The following is an 18,357-nucleotide window of genomic DNA, read 5'->3' on the forward strand; positions in this document are numbered from 1 at the left end:
TTTAAGCTTTGGATTTTTGTTTTGTTAAGAGCCTGCTTGGGTTTTTGCTTAAAACCCCCGAAGCGAATTTCGTAACGTTTTCATAACACTCCAATCCTCCTTTCCTGTTTTAGTAAACGATTGCATCCGGTGAACAAAAGAGCATCATTTCGAGGTAAAGCTCACTTAGAACAGCAATAATAAGTACGGTTTGCATGGCAAAAGTCTGGCTTATCTTAGGTTTCGATTTCAAATCGCATCTTTTTTAAGTTTTCTTTTAAGTAGGTGTTGTAACAAGTAATGGTGACAGGTATAAATACGAGCACACCCTTCGATTAACATGGATGAAGATTATGTTTGAAAAAGTAGTAGCCGCTCCGGCTGACCCTATTCTTGGTCTTACTGAAGAATTTAAAAAAGATCCTCGCGCAGAAAAAATTAACCTTGGCGTAGGTATTTACAAAAACGAACAAGGCGAAACCCCTGTTCTTGCTACGGTAAAGAAAGCTGAAGCAGCTCTAATTGAGACTGAGAAAACCAAATCTTACCTAACAATCGAAGGTACAGCGGAGTACGCCCTAGCGGTACAAAAACTGCTATTTGGTGACGACGCAGAAATCGTTACTGACAAGCGTGCAAAAACAGCGCAAGCGCCTGGTGGTACGGGCGCGCTACGTGTAGCAGGCGAATTCATTAAACGTCAGCTAGGCGATGTTAAGATCTGGATCAGCAACCCAACTTGGGCTAACCACAATGGTGTTTTCACTGCTGCAGGTCTTGAAACTGCTCAATACAGCTACTACAACGCTGACAGTAAAGATAAAGACTTTGATGCCATGCTTAGTGATCTTCAAGCTGCATCTGAAGGCGACGTAGTTCTGCTGCACGGCTGCTGCCACAACCCAACAGGTATCGACCCTACTGCTGAAGAATGGGAAACACTGGCTAAGCTAATCGCTGAGAAAAAACTGCTACCTCTGTTCGACTTCGCCTACCAAGGTTTCGCGAAAGGCGTTGAGGAAGACGCTTCTGGTCTGCGTACTTTTTCTAAGTACAACAAAGAGATCCTGGTTGCCAGCTCATTCTCTAAAAACTTCGGCCTATACAATGAGCGTGTAGGTGCGTTCACTCTTGTTGCTGAGTCTGAAGACATTGCAACAACGGCATTCTCTCAAGTGAAAGCCATCATTCGTTCTATTTACTCTAACCCACCAGCTCACGGTAGTGCTGTTGTAACACACATCCTAAACGATGCCGACCTTCGTGCAGAGTGGGAAGCGGAAGTAGCAGAAATGCGTGACCGTATTCAGGAAATGCGTGAGTTGTTTGTAGCAACGCTAAAAGAAGAAGGCGTAGACGCAGACTTTAGCTTCATCGAACGTCAAAACGGTATGTTCTCTTTCTCTGGTCTGTCTAAAGAGCAAGTAAACCGTCTGAAAGAAGAGTTTGCAATTTACATCGTAGGCTCAGGCCGAATCAGTGTGGCAGGTATGACGAAATCAAACATGGGCCCACTGTGTAAAGGTATCGCAGCGGTTCTTTAATCTGCAGCTATAAAATTAAGAAAAAGGTCAGTACAACGCTGACCTTTTTTGTATTCGCTTAGCTGTTATGTTAGTAAACAAACTTAAGACTCAAACCCACTTCATTGATGTAATCTGAACTCGCGTCCTTATAATCCGTATCTCGATACTGGTAGTAAAGTCCAGTACCAATGACATCATGCCATTGATAATTGAAACCTATCGTCATTTTGTTTTCATCAACGATATCACTGCGATTGGCTTCCAACTGAGTAATGAGGGTAAATTTTTCACTCATCAGGTAGTTTAAACCCATGACAACGGCGTGAAAAAATTCAGTTTCCGATATCAAAGTCCTATCTGTGTCATTGTCGGTCGCTTTTGCTTTGATTGCCCCTAATCGGTATAAAGCGTACAGATCCAGTTGCTGAAGCAAGCCATAACGGTAACCACCACCAAATGCTAAACGGTCAATTCGCAGTGTATAAGTGTCCGGGTGAAAAAATTGCGCCGAGTAGTCACCATTCAATAACCAATTGTCCGTGAGTAAGTAGTTACCGCCGAGATCAATAGTAGTGACGTTCGCGTTCTCTAACCACTCTTCGTTAGTAGTACCTGCACCAACGTTCAGGTAAATATTCTCATACCCAAATTTTTCAGCTTGTTCCGATTCAGAAGCACTGCATGCTACAGAAGCAACCAAGAGCGGTACAAGTAATAAACTTCTCAACATTCGATATCCTTTCATGAGAATCAAAAATAACTTAACACCCGTTAGGTAAATGCGATATTAGCCGAATAACGTTACTTTTGTCGTGCGACACGTCGGAATCTTATGATTAACAGCCCAAAACCGTGATTGAGTAAGACTCTGTTTTAAAACTAAGTTAATATTACTTTACTACTTGAAAATCAAAGAGCACCTCATGGAAGCAGAACTTATCGAGATTTATAACTTCCTCGCCAAGTATCCCCCTTTTAACGAGCTACCTGAAGAAGCACTGACTAAAGTAACAGAGAGTGTTGAGATCTCGTACTACCGACAAGATACCCCTATTATTCATTTCGGAGATCATGTTCAAGAGCTGTACGTCGTACGTAGTGGAGTCGTAGAAGTTTACCGACGCAAAGGAGAACTCTATAGTCGGCTCGACAAAGGCGATATTTTCGGCCAGATGGGGTTACTCACCAATAACAAAGTACATTTCCCAGTCAAAGCCATTGAAGACGCTTTGATCTACTGTATCCCCGGAGACGTCTTCCAAGAACTGTATGACAACTATGACTCATTCACAGAGTTTGTTGAGGTTGGAAACAGTGCGCGTTTGCGCCAGGCGATTTCAGAAAACCAGCACGCGAATGACCTTGCGACATCCAAAGTGATAACGCTGCTGACGAGGGACGCGCCTACCATTGAACGCGGCCAGACTATTCAGCAAGCGGCACAAATCATGGCACATGATAACGTGTCTTCTCTCCTAATCATCGACCCAGATTTTGTACAAGACGAAGACGATCCCCAATCTCCGGTATTAGGCATTATTACCGACCGTGACTTGTGTGCACGTGTATTGGCTCAGGGGAAGTCGCCTCACGACGACGTTGCCACTGTGATGACGACAGAAGTTATCTCTCTCGATCACAACGCCTACATCTATGAAGCGATGATGAAAATGTTGCGCTACAACGTGCATCATCTTCCTGTGGTTAAAAATCAACAACCCATTGGTATTATCGAAACGACTGATATTGTTCGGTACGAATCGCAAAACTCATTACTACTCGTAAGTAGCATCTTTCACCAACACACCATCGAAGAGCTGGCTGTCGTTGCTGAAGAGGTGAAAAGCAGCTTTGTACGTCTGGTGAACGAAGACGCAAACTCTCACATGGTAGGGAGTGCGATGTCGGTGATAGGGAGAAGCTTTAAACAACGCCTGCTGGAATTGGCGGAAGAAGAACTTGGTTCCCCACCCATTCCGTATTGTTTCCTCGCACTAGGATCCATGGGGCGAGATGAGCAACTTCTCGTAACGGATCAGGACAATGCGATTATTCTAGACGAAAGCTACCGGGAAGAGAAACACGGCAAATATTTCGCAGATCTGGCTCAATTTGTCAGTGATGGTTTAGATGCATGCGGTTATAAATACTGTACTGGCGACATCATGGCAACCAACCCAATGTGGCGTATGACACGTTCCGAATGGGAAGATTGTTTTGCTGATTGGATCGACAATCCGAACCCGAAAGCACTGTTAAATGCCTCTATTTTCTTTGATTTGGATGGGGTGTATGGTCGCTTGAAATGGGCCGAGCAACTTACCAGCTTCATTGTTCGCCGTGCTCGCAAAAATAATCGTTTCCTTGCCTGTCTGGCACGTAATGCACTTAACCGCACCCCTCCACTTGGCTTTTTCAAGAACTTTGTGGTGGAGAAAGACGGCCAGCACAAGAACTCGATAAACTTGAAACGTCGAGGCACTGCACCTCTGGTTGACTTGATCCGCGTCCATGCACTTGCTGTTGGGTCACGCGCTCAAAACTCGTTTGAACGTCTTGATGACATTATCGATGCTGGTATTTTGCCGAAAGGTCGAGCACAAGACCTTAAGGATGCTTTAGAGTTTATTTCGATGGTGAGGATTCAACATCAAGCCCACGATGTAGAAACGGGAATTGATCCTGACAACAGCATAGAGCCAGAAAAACTGTCTGACTTTGAGCGTAGAAACCTTAAGGATGCCTTCCAGATATTAAGTAATGGCCAGAACTTCCTTAAGTTTCGCTATCAAGCAAGCAAGAGCTTTAAGTGAGGCTTGACATGTTGAAAAAGCTCTTTCAGAAACCGACGATTCAATGGAATACAAAGTTTAAACAAAAACGTGAGATGGTATCCAATGAACATCTGCTTGCGTTTTATAGTACGGAACTCCCTGCCCCAGACACTCCGATATCCGATGTTGAGTTTGTAGCACTGGATTTTGAAACCACGGGGTTGGACCCAGACAAAAACGATATTATAACTATCGGTCTTGTTCCTTTTAACCTAAAGCGTGTCTTTTTGCGTCGCTCTCGTCACTGGAAAGTCAGACCTAAAAAGAAGTTAGACGAAGACTCAGTAATCATTCACGGCATCACTCACAGCGAACTTATCGATGCACCTGATTTGGAAGACATTCTTGATGATTTTTTACCCTGCTTAAGTGGCAAGATTGTTGTGGTGCACTATCGTAGAATTGAGCGCGAATTTCTCGATAAAGCTCTAAGAGACCGCATCGGAGAAGGGATTGAGTTTCCAGTGTTAGATACTTTGCAAATCGAAGAGATCATTCAACAAAAACATACCGGAACGCTATGGGACAAACTCAAAGGGAAAAAACCTGAATCTGTACGGCTCGCAAATTCACGCCGACGTTATGGGTTACCAGACTATACCCCTCATCACGCGCTGACGGATGCGATTGCAACGGCAGAGCTTCTCCAGGCTCAAATTGCTCATCACTTCAGCGACAAGTCACCCATTAGCGAGTTTTGGTTGTAGTATTTGTAGAACTAATAAAAGAATAAGGAGCCAACACGGCTCCTTTATTTCTTTTTAGAACAGAATACTACAGCTTAAAGCGTTTGATTTCTTGTTCAAGTTCATGTGACAACTCAGATAAATGAGCGGCCTGCTCCGCTGCGTAATGCGCTTCAGATGAAAGTTCATTGGATACATCACGAATACCCTCGGTATTACGTGTGATCTCTGTCGTTACCGAAGCCTGCTCTTCTGCTGCCGATGCGATTTGCGTCGCCATATCACTGATCTGCTCTACCGAACTATGGATTTGAGTCAAGCTAGCGGCGGCGGCATTCGCATCATCAACGCTGGTGTCAGCCAATCGACGGCTGTCACCCATGATCCCTACGGCTTTCTTAGTGGTACCTTGCAGCATTTCGATGGTTTCTTGAATTTCTTTCGTTGAAGCATGGGTGCGTTGGCTCAACACACGAACCTCATCCGCAACAACAGCAAAACCGCGGCCTTGTTCTCCCGCACGAGCGGCTTCGATCGCGGCATTAAGTGCCAGTAAGTTCGTCTGTTCTGCGATATCTTGAATGGTTGAAAGAATCGTATTGATACTATTGCCGTGTGCTTCCAAATCTTGAATCACATCTGTAGCAATCTGTACTTCTTTCGCCAGGTTTTGAATTGAACTTTGAGTCTGTGCAACCTGGCTAGAACCGTGAGCGCAAGCCTGTACAGCTTCTTCCGAATTACTCGCCGTGTTTTCTGCATTGCCAGCAATTTCCTGCGTCGCAGCCGCCATTTCGTTAACCGCAGTCGCAACCATGTTGATTTCATCTTGCTGATAAGAAATACGCTGGCTACGTTCTTCCGCTTGCTGAGCGGTTCTTCGGGCCTGTTCAGAAAGCGATGAAGAGACGTGACTTAATTTAGTCACCATAGTGTGCATGTTACCCACGAAACGGTTAAAGTTTTCTGCCAGTTTACCCACTTCATCGTCGCTTCGTGGCTCCAGACGTTGAGTTAAATCCCCTTCACCAGAAGCAATTTCTTCTAATGCATGAGATACGCGATTCAGGTCGCGGAACAAGAAGCCCACTAACCAAGATACCGCCACAATCACAGCGATGGTGATCATCATAGCAGTGAGCAGCAAATCACGGAGCAGCACAGCATTTCCCGCCTCTTCCGTCGCTCGATCCATTTCGATAGCGAACATCCAGTGCGTACCCGGCACTTTGTGGAAGTAGTACAGTTTTTCTACCCCTTTAATAGTCGTATTTTCAATTTTGCCCTCATCTGCGGCACGCTCTATCGCCTGTTTAGAAAAGTCGTTTGACAAGCTGGTAATTGGCTTGAGCGTCAAACTCTTATCAGGGTGCGCAAGAAAAGTACCTTCATTCATGTCGATTAACATGGCGTTGGCATTTTTACCTGCATCCAGACTAATCACATCGCTGATCAACTGATCGATAAGTACATCAGCACCCACGACACCAATAAACTGACCATTTTTCACAACTGGTTCTGCAATTGTGACTAAAAGTGCATTAGTAATCGCATCTTGATAAGCCTCAGTGATGATCTGCTTCCCAGCCACATTAGCGTCTTTGTACCAAGGGCGGGTACGCGGGTCATAATCAGCACGGTTGCGCTCCGGATGAGAACGGTACATTTCACCTCTAGGCGTACCAAGGAAGATATCATCAAAGCCACCAGCTTTACGGGCTTGTTGCAAGAATGGAACAACATCTTGCTCCGTTGAGTAATCGTTAAATGCAGACGCAATTTCTTTTCGGATAGCAACCCAGTCAGAAATCCCTTCTGATGCAACCGCACTCAGGCTTTGTGCGCGTGTATAGACACCTGAAGAAGTCTGATCAAACAATTGACCAGCCGACAGCCAAGTCAGAGCGGCTGCCATAACGACAACAGCAGAAAGACTCGCCCCGATAAGTTTTTGTTTTAGTGATAGTTTCATAATTATATTTGATTTTAGAAGACAACCTAGGAGCGTGGATATTACACACTTTCTTACGACTATTCACTAAGTTTTAAACATTCAAATATCAATATAACTTGTTGTAACAACAGTATTTTATCATCGTCATTATTTTGTCTAACGTCAGAAATTTGCATAAAAAAAGCCAGCTAAGCTGGCTTCCTAATTAAGGTGTCGTTTTTAAGGGGCTACTGACGTTCCGTCTTCATCCCCATCAGTAAGCTTACACACATTGCAAGTAAGATGATGGTAAATGGCAATGCCGTCGAAATCGCACCAGCTTGTAACGCCTGAACCGCTTCTGAGCCACCAATCCAAAGTAAAGCAACAGCAATTGCACCTTCCATCACTGCCCAGAAAATACGTTGAGGCACTGGCGCGTCTACCTTACCACCAGCGGTGATACTGTCGATGACCAAAGAACCCGAATCTGACGACGTAATAAAGAATACCAGCACCAAGATAACGGCGATAATCGATAAAACATTACCATATGGCAAAACATCAAACATTTGGAACATTGCTAGCGAGACATCAGTTAAGCCATTCGCACCTAACTCACCCGCTTTATTAACAACCTGATCGATAGCCAAACCGCCAAACACTGACATCCAAACCGCCGTAACCGCTGTTGGAACAAGCAGAACCGCAACGATAAATTGACGTACAGTTCGGCCACGCGAAACGCGGGCAATAAACATACCTACGAATGGTGACCATGAAATCCACCAGGCCCAGTAGAATACTGTCCAGCCCTGGAACCATGCTTCATCAGTACGACCAAAAGGATTACTCAGGGGTAAAATGTTCTCTACATACGCCATTAGCGTCGTCGGAATTGAACCCAAACTTGCCGCCCAACCAATCAAACCAACCAGAATGAGCAATAAGAAAGCCACGATCATGTTGATGTTACTGATAACTTTTACACCACCATCAATACCACGAACAACGGATACGACGGCTAGTAATGTCACCACGGTAATAACAATTACCTGAAGCCCAATCCCCGCTTCAATCCCAAACACATGATGAATACCACTTGCCGCTTGCTGCGCTCCCAGACCAAGTGATGTAGCCAGACCGAACAAGGTTGCTAATACCGCTAAAATATCTACAACGTGACCGGCCCATCCCCATGCTCTATCACCCAATAGTGGATAGAAGATAGAACGCATTGATAGCGGAAGACCTTTGTTGTAGGCAAAAAACGCTAAGGAAAGTGCAACAACCCCATAAATTGCCCAAGGATGAAGACCCCAATGGAACATGGTTGCACCAAGAGCAAGCTTTGCCGCTTCCGGAGTATTCGCTTCCACGCCAAGTGGAGTTTCATACCACCCAGTGAAGTAAGCTACAGGTTCTGCCACACTCCAGAACATCAATCCGATCCCCATACCTGCAGCAAATAGCATCGCAAGCCAGGACATGAATGAGTAATCGGCTACGGCGTCTTTACCACCTAAACGGATTTTCCCCAAAGGAGACACAATCAGAGCTAAACAGAAAATAACAAAAATGTTGCCCGAGATAATGAATAGCCAATCAAATGATCCGATGATCTGCCACTTTATCCCATCCAACACCGTTTTAGCCGTATGCGAATCCAGTACCAACGCGGCGACAAGAAATAGTGCAATTAAACCGGCACTGATGCCAAATACAGGGTTATGAACATCAAATCCCCATTTTTGAACATTATCTTGACCCACCGTATAGTCGGTACTGTCGATACTGTACTTATCTATACCTTTTGTCATTTTTCCTCTCTATTGTTGTAATTTGTATGCATCAAACAGAAAAATAATTTGAACACGATGCATATTACATTCCGTGAAAAGCCCAAGATCCTAACATTTGAGACCATTTTGTCTAGGTTTACCGTAAGTAAATCCATATATTTAGTGTAAAAACAGAAACTTTCTCCTATAAATATTAAAATAACCACAGCAATCATTAGACAACGAACAATTATTACTATAATAATTTTATGTAGTTCTGTTTGGCTTGTATGTTGTAAAGAAAAGAATTTCGCAAAGCTAAACAACTTGAGAATAAATGAAGAGATAATTTTGGACACAACACTTTAACTGGCTTTACTTTTAGGTTAGTGTCGCGTCGTTAATTGTTCCTACAGACTGGATGAATAAATTGGAAAAGTACGAAGAAGTATTGGTCTCGATTCGTCAGATCATCCGCGCTATTGATTTACATTCTAAAAAATTGAGCAAAGAGTCCGGCCTTACCGCCCCTCAGCTGATTTTAATGCGTGCAATCGATGAACTAGACAACGTCACTATCAAGCAGCTATCTTGCCATACCAATATGAGTCAGGCAACGGCGACGACGATTCTCGACAGACTAGAACGCAATCAGTTTGTAGAACGTCGTCGAAGTGTTGAAGACAAGCGTAAAGTTCACGCTGTGCTGACAGAAATGGGGCAAGAAGTTTTAAAACAAGCGCCGACCCCTCTTCAAGAACATTTCATTAACCGATTCCAAAAATTAGAAGAGTGGGAACAATCCCTGCTATTGTCTTCGGTTCAGCGCATCTCAACCATGATGAATGCAGAAGATATTGATGTGGCTCCGATGCTTGAAATTGGTAGCATTACAAAGCCTGAGTAATCATTAAGTTAAGTGCCTGTATCGACAGGCACTCCTAACCGAAACGACACTTAGGTTAGCCCTGTCTCGAAAGCATATTTCGCCAGTTCAGCTGTCGAATGCAGATCCAGTTTGTGTTTGATGTTATGACGATGCGTCTCAACAGTTCGATAACTGATATTCAGTAACGTAGCAATTTTTTTGCTGCTGTGACCTTGCGCGACTAATTTCAGCACCGCTTCTTCTCTTCGGCTAAGAGGATTTGGCCTTTGCGTTGCTGGAACGATATCCTGAGTAAACAGTGTTTGCGTGACGGACTCACAAAAATACGTCGATCCCTGATTGACGGTTTTAATCGCTTGTACCATTTTTTCCGCTGAAATTTCTTTCAGCATATATCCAACAGCTCCCGCTTGCATGACCTTCATGATGTACTCGCGATTATCATGCATCGTTAGCATAAGGATGCGACTATCAGGTAATTCTTCTTTGATAATCCCAGTGGCTTCAATCCCATTCATAATTGGCATGCTAATGTCCATTAGAATGACATCCGGACGAAGGTGTTTGGCCACTTCTATCGCTTCTACGCCATTGCTTGCAGTTCCGATAACCTCAATGTCAGGTTCTAACTCCAAGCGCGCCATAAATCCATCGATTACAACCTGGTGATCGTCTACGATCAAAACACGAATCGCTTTATCCATAAATTAATTCATCCAAATTCAGTAGCACCGTAATCTCGGTCCCTAACCCGGGCTCACTGATGAGCTCAAACTCGCCACCAATAAACTCCACACGTTCCTGCATGTTACGAAGCCCTATGCCTTGACGGTGAACTGCATTATTGGCGATAAAACCTATCCCATCATCGCGTATCAGCAATTGCAACATATTACCCATTTTCTGCAAAGTTACGGTCACTTTTTTGGCTTTTGCGTGCTTTTCAATATTATTTAAGGATTCTTGAGCTACACGATACAGTGTAGTAGCAACTTCAGAGCTCAACCTCTGTTGTTGGGTATCAAAATGACTATCGATATCGATACCAGAATGAGAGTGAAAATCCTGAAGCAACGTGGCAAGCGCGGCTTCTAAACCAATATCATCCAGAGCACTGGGACGCAACTGATGGGAAATATGCCTGACTTCATTAATCGCTGTGATTAACGAGCGCTGAGATTTGTCTAAATGGAGCTTAAGTTTTTCATCTTCCAGACGATGACTCATCAAGTCTAAATGACATTTGCTTGAGACCAACAATTGATTGATGCCGTCATGTAATTCGCGGGCAAGGTGTTTTTTCTCATCCTCCTGAAACATTACGGTTTTGTGCGCGAGTTCTTTAAGATTTTTGTCCGCAAGACGATGTTCGTGCAAATTAATTGCAAGCGTTAAGACAATGATAACGGCCACGGTCACAACCAGTATTACCACCACCGAGAAGAAAGTCGTTTCGATATTTTTATTCACTGCGGCACGCATACTGGCCACTTCTTGACTGACATCTTCTATATAAAGCCCCGTTCCTACCATCCACTCCCACTTCTCTAGCCAGCCGGAGTAACTGAGTTTCGGAACAACTTCACCAGTCGAAGGTTTTTTCCATAAATACTGATGAAAACCACCGCCAGACTGAGCCTGATACAATAACGCTTCGATAAGCCGATCGCCATTCTCATCTTGAAGACCGAGTAAGTTCTGGCCCACCAGCTCAGGTTGGACAGGATGGACTAGGTTGACACCAAATTTATCGTACGCGAAGAAATAACCATCTGAACCGTAGGTTAAGCGATTCAATATCGCTTTCACCTGAGCTTTTGCCACACGCTCTTCAATTGAAGGGTCGTTATAGATGTGAGCGATCGCATCAAAAGCAACATCCACGGTATCTTTGAGTGCCGCTTCTTTCGACTGAATAAGATTATTGTGGAAGATTTCCACCTCTCTCTGGCCGAGTGTTTTCGCCTGATAGATAGAAATCCAACTGATACTGGCTGACACTAATACCACGGGTATCAGTGTCAGCAGAATTAACTTTGCTTTGAGAGGCATCCCTTCCCTCCAAGAAACCGCTGTCCAAAGGGACTATAAGCAGCTTATCAACTTGTTTGAAAAGGGGGAAACTCTCAGCTCACAAAATTTCGTTTTACCCCATTCCGTAGAAGCTTGGAAAGAACAGTAGTGACGCCAGTACGAGAATCTGAATGGCAATAAACGGCATGACGCCCTTATAGATATCTCGTGTAGTGACGCCAGCAGGAGCAACGCCTTTCAAGTAAAACAGACTAAACCCGAACGGAGGCGTCAAAAAGGACGTTTGTAAGTTCATCGCAACCAGTATCGCAAACCAAGTCATATTAATGCCAAGAGTCTCTGCAACCGGCGCAAGGATAGGAACGATGATAAAACAGATTTCAACAAAGTCGATAAAGAAACCCAGAACCAAGATCACGAGCATCGTTATGATGAGGAATCCCCACTTTTCTCCAGGGATCTTAAGCATCCATTCTTCAACTAAATAGTCGCCACCAGTGTAAGTAAAGGCCATAGAAAATGCAGTAGCGCCAAGCAGAATAGCGAAAACCATCGCGGTCACTTTTACTGTCTCTTTCGATGCATCGTAAACCATCGACCAACTAAATTGCTTATACAGCAACGCAAGCACAATTGCCCCTGCACCACCTAATGCAGCGGACTCAGTCGGCGTTGCAACACCAGCAAATATTGAGCCTAATACGACAACGATTAACGCGAGTGGTGGCAGTACAGCTTTCAGAGCACGGACCACTTCCTCTTTTCGACTGATGGACTCATCACGCTCAATCGATTGAGCAGCTTGCGGGTTAAATTTCGCATAGATAAGGATATAAATTACATACGCGACGACCAATGTGATCCCTGGCCAGACTGCTGCCTGGAACAGATCGCCCACCGGAACGCCTAATACGTCGCCAAGCAGAATCAACACTATTGATGGTGGAATAATTTGCCCTAACGTACCAGACGCACAGATGGTGCCGCAGGCAAGTCCTTTGTCATAGTTGTACTTCAGCATCACTGGCAGTGAAATCAAACCCATCGCCACTACAGAAGCGCCAACCACACCTGTTGAAGCTGCGAGCAGCGTACCGACCAAAACCGTAGAAATCGCAATACCGCCACGGACACCACCGAATAAACGCCCCATGGATTCGAGTAACTGTTCAGCAAGTTTGGTCTTTTGCAGAACCAAGCCCATAAAAACGAACAGAGGTACAGCCATCAATACGGTATTTTGCATGATAGACTGGATGCGGTATGGCATAAAGGCAAACATATCAATGCCTTCTGCCCATACACCAAATATCAGAGCAATACCACCGAAAGTGAAAGCAACGGGAAATCCCAGCAGCAGCGCTAACAAGGCGACAAAAAACATCACTATACCGATCATAATAACTTCCTTTTACGACTTACCGTTGTTACCGGCATAGATGAGATGCGGATTAACAATCTTATTGATAGAGTGCAACAACAAACCGATGCCACTGACTGCCATGAAAAAGAACGATAATGGGATCATGGCTTTAATGATCCAGCGATAAGGAAGTCCACCCGGATCACCGGATGTTTCACCTAAGGCATAACTTTCTTTGGCAAAATCGATACCGAACCATGCAACCAATAAGCAAAATGGAAAGAGGAAAAGTAGCGTGCATATGATGTCGATGATGGATTGCGCTTTATACGACAAACGCTCATAAAAAATATCGACCCTTACGTGAGCACCGGATTTGATAGCATATGGCACACCAAGCAGAAATACCGAAGCAAAGAGGTGCCATTCCATCTCCTGGAAGGCGATCGACACATCGTTGAATACATAACGCATGATAACGTCATAAACCACATTGAATAACAAAACAATAAATAGGATGCTGGACAACCACCCTAGAAAATCACTGAAGCGGTTGAACATTCGCTCAATATAAATAAGGCTTCTCATTCCTGACTCCGTGGAACCTGTGCATAAACTCCGTCTATATGCGGAGCTTAAAGTTTTTTCTTGGGCTTCACTAACTGGCCAAACCAATCACCGTTCGATTTGGCCAGTTGAATAGCCTACTAATCAGCTTGGCTGTTTAGGTAAGCTCGCTGTGAGATATTCGTCCACGGACGAACTTGATTGATATAAGCAGCTTGTGACTCTTGAATTTCTTTTGCCAATGGATCTTCTTCTGCATGCTTTTTCAGAAGGCGATCATTTGCATCTCTCATTGCTGCCATGACCTCTGGTGGGAAATCTTTCACTTCCACATTTGGGTATTCCGATTTAATTGACGCCCAGTTTTTACCATTTTCATGTTTAGACTGAGTGTACATATCGTAAGCGGCTGTTTTCATTGCTACTTGTAAGATTGCTTTGAGATCATCGGGCAAGCCTTCCCAAACGCGCTTGTTTACCAGAAATTGAAGTTCAGTCGCAGGCTCATGCCAACCAGTGTAGTAATAAGGTGCTATTTTGTGGAAGCCCATGCGTAGGTCAAGAGAAGGTCCCACCCACTCCAGCGCATCAATGGTACGACGCTCGAGGGAGGTGTACAGTTCACCCGGAGCAATGTTAGTTGGCTTTGCTCCCAGCTCTGCAAGAATTTCACCAGCAAAGCCCGGAATACGCATTTTCAGACCTTGTAGATCTTCCAGCGTTTTGATTTCTTTCTGGAACCAGCCACCCATCTGAGTATCTGTGTTGCCGCCCGGAAAAGACAACATGTTATGTGGCGCGTACACTTTTTCCATCAGTTCCATACCACCACCGTAGTAAAACCACGCGTACTGTTCTGTAGGCAACATACCGAAAGGCATAGAAGAGAAGTAAAGAGTGTTAGGTACTTTGCCTTTCCAGTAATACGACGCAGAGTGTCCTAAGTCGTACTGGCCTGATTTTACCATGTCAAACACACCAAAAGGCGCTTTATGCTTGTTAGCCGAGTCAATACGGATTTGAAGACGTCCGTTTGACATCTCCTCAGCCATTTTCGCCATATTTTTAGTGGTATCACCGAAGATTGGGAAGTTAGGTCCCCAAGTTTCAGCCAGTTTCAGGCGGTATACTTTTTCAGCGGCATTTGCAGAAGTTGCAGCGAACGCCATTGCGGCAACCACAGCAGTCGCTTTAAGCACTCGTTTCAAAGATTGTTGGATTAAACTCATCGTTCACGTCCTTTGTCACCAAGGTTATTGTTATCATCCATTTCATTAGGATTGGGCTACCCAAATAACCTCGAGATGCTTGGTTCAGCGAGAAGACTTGGCTCTCAGCCGCGGCAACGATTTAAAGATCTAGTGGTTCTAAATCAAAAATCGTTAACAAAGGCTGTGAGTCAAGACAACTCGCCCTTCGGGAGCGTGTCACTGACACAATTTCTGCGTCAAATAACTTGGAAAGAGCTTGCTCTTCCGCTGAGTGTTCTTTCCTTGAGAGTAGGCCTTGAACTAGCATCAGTGACAACGCTCTGAATCCGGCATCTTGAAGTCTTTTGGGTATATTACATCTGAGTAACCACAATATGCGCACCATCATTTCTCCGTTCCATTCGGATCTTTTATGACGACAACGCTTTGGTCACTTTGAGTAACTTGGTGGTAAAGATGTAACAGTATTGTTTAATTCGAAATAGGCATGAACACGCAATTTTTTCAGTTCTGAAACAAACCGTTAGCCATTAGTATTACGTATTTATGCGTAGGATAATTTTCTTACTATAGTATCTTTCCATAAAAATCATGTAATTATAATAAATCTCTCAAATAGAATTATGAAAAAGTACGTACGTATTAAACTGCCAAAAAATTTACAAAGTATTTAAAGAAATGTGACAGAAACCTTTTTGATCGAGTTAGAATCAGTGATGTATAAAAGCGGATCGGTAACAGCAGATAAAAAAATACCCCGACAACAGTCGAGGTATAGGTGATGAGTATTAAGGTCTATTGCCCTAATAAAAAATTCAGATAGCAAGAAAGACTTAAACGGCTTTGTAGATAACTTTGTTACCTGCTAACTGCTCTTTTTGAACCAGATTTTCTTCAAGTAGTTTTTTCAGTGCACCAGTCGCCCAGGATGCCGCTTTCGTGTCCTCTTGACCAGCAGCCAGACCAATACCTTTCGGGTTGATGCCTTCAGCGTTTGCCACAACGATGTCTAGTACTTGTTGCTGCTTAGGAGTCAGCGCGATATCAACTGTTTTCACTGCAGCAACTTTCTTCTCAGCTACTACTTTCTCAGCAACAGTTTTTTCAGTAACAAAAGCTGCTACTGCTTTTGCTACAACAGGCTTCGCTGCTTTCTGTGCGTTCTGTACTGCAGCAATGTTTGCTACTGTCGCTTTAATGCGTTTTTGCAGTTTCATTTGCACTTTACGCTTATGAGCAAGTCTCATTGAATATTTCTCCAGTTCACTGCATCTCAGCAGGGATGAAAATTTGAAGCGCGTTTTATACCAAAATTCCCAAGCAATTTGTAGGTTTTAGCGCCGAAATGAGATGAAAAATGCGTTCATCGCGTAGGATGTCTACTATTTAATCAGATAATTTGTGAGCAAATTTCTTGAATACTGGGTATAAAAACAGAGGTTGCTGAGCCACTAAACGCAATTTGTTTCACAGTAGAAAGCCTGATATTCCTTGAGGTAACAGTATGGAAACGCTGCATCTGACCAATTCACATTTTAAGTCTGATTCTCCTGTCACCAGAATCACGCTGATGCTCGCTGCTCTTATCACCTTGGTTCTGGTTCTGATAGCTCCGGGGTGGAAGCAAGCCATGTTGTCAGTGATATTGATGGCGATAATCGTTGGCTTTGCCGTACTAATGATAAAGAAAAGTCAGGTCAGGTTTACTCTAACGGCAACGCACTTTCAACAACACTTATTCAAAGGTGGATGGGTGGTTCGCTGGCGAAACGTCGAATCGATTGGCATTTGTAGCTATCAGCAAGATGGTTGGTATCAACCGCTACCATGGATTGGAGTTCGCTTAAAACACTACTCGCCTTACCTGAATGCTATATGCCCTCGAATCGCAACAGAAATACTGCTGAGTCAACGCGCACTGCTTTACTTAGGCGCGAGGCAAAATAAGTGTGAAGAAAAATTTGAGGACATGGTGCTCGACCCTAACCCTTATATAAGCAGTTCTGGGGTTCGTTATGACGGTTTACTGGCGATGTTAGCGAATAGAATGAGGTATCAGCGAAACTTTTATGGGTACGACATCTTCATTTCTGCCAGCGATTTAGACAGGGAAGCAGAAGATTTTGTAGGGCTGACCCGGCGATACTTGGCGGCCGCCGAGCCAGATTAAAAAGTCGAAGGCGCTTATTAGTAAAGCGGCATCTCATCGGCAACAAACGGGTTGGTTTTTCTTTCGTAACCAAAAGTGGATTGCGGACCATGACCAGGAACGAAAGTAACATCATTACCAAGAGGCCACAGTTTCTCTTTAATCGAACTGATCAAAGTGTTGAAGTCACCTTGCGGAAAATCTGTACGGCCAATGCTGCCGTTGAACAGGACATCACCCACGAATGCTAAACGCGCTTCTTCGCTGTAAAGCACAACGTGACCAGGAGTGTGGCCTGGGGTGTGAATAACGTTCAAAACTTGATTACCAAAGGTGACAGTGTCACCCTCATCAAGCCACTGATGTGGTTCAAAAGCTTTAGTCAGTGGAAAACCAAACATTTTACTCTGGCCCTCTAAGCCTTGTAGCCAGAAACTATCTGCTTTATGTGGGCCGATAATTTCTTTTCCACCAAGCAAGGCGGCTAATGGCTGAGTACCACCTACGTGATCTAAGTGACCATGTGTTAATACCAAATTCACTACATCAACACCCAACTCTTTGATTAAAGCTGCGAGCTGTTTTTCATCACCGCCTGGGTCGATCACGATGCCTTTCATCGTTTCATCACACCAGACAATAGAACAGTTTTGAGAAAAAGCTGTCACAGGGACAATTTGGTATTTCAAAGCCATAGATAACCTATTACCACTTAAAATTGCGTTAAAACTCCCGCAACTATGACACTAAGCCTAAGTGACTTCAAGACTTGGTTATACGTCTACTACCACGAGCGAACTGCACCCGTATCAATATGGACAAAGTTACTTCCGGGGTAATAACCAACACCGCCCGCTTTCAAACTAAGCGCTGCGTCTCGAACGGTAGATAGCTTGATCCCGTCGAGACGGAAATCTATGGCTTTGCCTTCCATATGAAGACTCTTTTTCGCGACACCAGAAGAGCCCTTGCGTAAAGATGAATTGGTGGCCGGAGAACGATAACCCGAAATAACGATAACTTCGGATTCAGTACCTATAAGCTTTTGAATTTGCGTGATTTGATCAAACAAGCGTCGATCCATTGGAAACGTTTCGTTACGGCGATGATCTCGACAGAACTGATTTAGCCTTTGAAGCTCTTTCTTAACGTACCCTTCTCCGTCGAAGTAGCACGTTTCTAATTGTTCACCAGTATTGAGGTTATTCATCGCCAATACTCGAGGTTGATCAGGAAGTGAAGCCCATGTAAGAGCTGGCATAGTAGATGCCAAGACAACACCACCAGCGGTCATTTTAAGAAAATCACGACGAGAAAAATTACGACTTACCATATAGAAATACTGCTCAAATACCATACGAGCAGCTGACATTAACCAAACTGGTGCATTTCGTCAAATGCATAA

16 protein-coding genes are annotated in these 18,357 nt (G+C 44.1%); 5 read left to right on the top strand and 11 right to left on the bottom strand.

Going from position 1 to position 18,357, the window contains the following annotated elements:
• The first annotated feature begins 332 nt into the window (after window positions 1–332).
• A complete protein-coding gene (locus ACWYU8_RS00960) occupies window positions 333–1,523 on the top strand; it encodes an amino acid aminotransferase (RefSeq protein ID WP_457516346.1) in 1,191 nt (396 codons plus the stop codon).
• 70 nt (window positions 1,524–1,593) lie between these two features.
• Here the strand turns inward: ACWYU8_RS00960 and ACWYU8_RS00965 are convergent, their stop codons facing one another.
• Entirely contained in the window at window positions 1,594–2,235 is a 642-nt protein-coding gene (locus ACWYU8_RS00965; protein ID WP_457516347.1) for an outer membrane beta-barrel protein, read from the bottom strand.
• A gap of 193 nt (window positions 2,236–2,428) precedes the next feature.
• On the opposite strand from ACWYU8_RS00965, the gene ACWYU8_RS00970 reads away from it, so the two are divergent.
• Both ACWYU8_RS00970 and ACWYU8_RS00975 read left to right on the top strand, forming a co-directional pair.
• The gene (locus tag ACWYU8_RS00970) at window positions 2,429–4,318 is read left to right on the top strand and encodes a putative nucleotidyltransferase substrate binding domain-containing protein (RefSeq protein ID WP_457516348.1); all 1,890 of its coding nucleotides are present in this window, start codon (window positions 2,429–2,431) and stop codon (window positions 4,316–4,318) included.
• Between the two features lie 8 nt (window positions 4,319–4,326).
• On the top strand, window positions 4,327–5,046 hold the full coding sequence (locus ACWYU8_RS00975; RefSeq protein WP_457516349.1) for a 3'-5' exonuclease: 720 nt from the start codon (window positions 4,327–4,329) through the stop codon (window positions 5,044–5,046).
• Window positions 5,047–5,113: 67 nt separating this feature from the next.
• Here ACWYU8_RS00975 and ACWYU8_RS00980 read toward each other — a convergent pair whose 3' ends face one another.
• Both ACWYU8_RS00980 and ACWYU8_RS00985 read right to left on the bottom strand, forming a co-directional pair.
• A complete protein-coding gene (locus tag ACWYU8_RS00980) occupies window positions 5,114–6,997 on the bottom strand; it encodes a methyl-accepting chemotaxis protein (protein WP_457516350.1) in 1,884 nt (627 codons plus the stop codon).
• A 209-nt stretch (window positions 6,998–7,206) separates the two neighbouring features.
• Window positions 7,207–8,778: a BCCT family transporter gene (locus ACWYU8_RS00985; protein WP_457516351.1), complete on the bottom strand. Its 1,572-nt coding sequence runs from the start codon at window positions 8,776–8,778 to the stop codon at window positions 7,207–7,209.
• A gap of 391 nt (window positions 8,779–9,169) precedes the next feature.
• Here ACWYU8_RS00985 and cosR point away from each other — a divergent pair, with 391 nt between their 5' ends.
• The gene (gene cosR / locus ACWYU8_RS00990) at window positions 9,170–9,646 is read left to right on the top strand and encodes a MarR family transcriptional regulator CosR (protein ID WP_457516354.1); all 477 of its coding nucleotides are present in this window, start codon (window positions 9,170–9,172) and stop codon (window positions 9,644–9,646) included.
• A 50-nt stretch (window positions 9,647–9,696) separates the two neighbouring features.
• On the opposite strand, the gene ACWYU8_RS00995 is transcribed toward cosR, so the two are convergent.
• The 6 genes from ACWYU8_RS00995 to ACWYU8_RS01020 form a co-directional block, all read right to left on the bottom strand.
• Window positions 9,697–10,332 carry a response regulator gene (locus ACWYU8_RS00995; RefSeq protein WP_457516356.1) on the bottom strand — a complete coding sequence of 212 codons (636 nt, stop codon included), beginning with the start codon at window positions 10,330–10,332 and terminating at the stop codon, window positions 9,697–9,699.
• Entirely contained in the window at window positions 10,325–11,680 is a 1,356-nt protein-coding gene (locus ACWYU8_RS01000) for a cache domain-containing protein (RefSeq protein ID WP_457516358.1), read from the bottom strand. Before ACWYU8_RS01000 ends, ACWYU8_RS00995 begins: the two co-directional genes overlap by 8 nt.
• 94 nt (window positions 11,681–11,774) lie before the next feature.
• Window positions 11,775–13,061: a TRAP transporter large permease gene (locus tag ACWYU8_RS01005; RefSeq protein ID WP_457516360.1), complete on the bottom strand. Its 1,287-nt coding sequence runs from the start codon at window positions 13,059–13,061 to the stop codon at window positions 11,775–11,777.
• Between the two features lie 12 nt (window positions 13,062–13,073).
• A complete protein-coding gene (locus tag ACWYU8_RS01010; protein ID WP_457516362.1) occupies window positions 13,074–13,613 on the bottom strand; it encodes a TRAP transporter small permease subunit in 540 nt (179 codons plus the stop codon).
• A gap of 119 nt (window positions 13,614–13,732) precedes the next feature.
• Window positions 13,733–14,821 carry a TRAP transporter substrate-binding protein gene (locus tag ACWYU8_RS01015; protein ID WP_457516364.1) on the bottom strand — a complete coding sequence of 363 codons (1,089 nt, stop codon included), beginning with the start codon at window positions 14,819–14,821 and terminating at the stop codon, window positions 13,733–13,735.
• An 815-nt stretch (window positions 14,822–15,636) separates the two neighbouring features.
• Complete coding sequence (locus ACWYU8_RS01020; protein ID WP_457516365.1) at window positions 15,637–16,050, bottom strand: MarR family transcriptional regulator; 414 nt, start codon at window positions 16,048–16,050, stop codon at window positions 15,637–15,639.
• Between the two features lie 257 nt (window positions 16,051–16,307).
• Between ACWYU8_RS01020 and ACWYU8_RS01025 the strand changes: the two genes are divergently transcribed.
• Window positions 16,308–16,973, top strand: a complete 666-nt coding sequence (locus ACWYU8_RS01025) for a DUF2982 domain-containing protein (protein ID WP_457516366.1) — start codon at window positions 16,308–16,310, stop codon at window positions 16,971–16,973.
• 17 nt (window positions 16,974–16,990) lie between these two features.
• Here ACWYU8_RS01025 and ACWYU8_RS01030 read toward each other — a convergent pair whose 3' ends face one another.
• Both ACWYU8_RS01030 and ACWYU8_RS01035 read right to left on the bottom strand, forming a co-directional pair.
• Window positions 16,991–17,647: an MBL fold metallo-hydrolase gene (locus tag ACWYU8_RS01030; protein ID WP_457516368.1), complete on the bottom strand. Its 657-nt coding sequence runs from the start codon at window positions 17,645–17,647 to the stop codon at window positions 16,991–16,993.
• A gap of 89 nt (window positions 17,648–17,736) precedes the next feature.
• Entirely contained in the window at window positions 17,737–18,285 is a 549-nt protein-coding gene (locus ACWYU8_RS01035) for a DUF882 domain-containing protein (protein ID WP_457516685.1), read from the bottom strand.
• Between the last annotated feature and the right edge of the window lie 72 nt (window positions 18,286–18,357).

The sequence above is a fragment of the Vibrio limimangrovi genome (genome assembly GCF_054064025.1).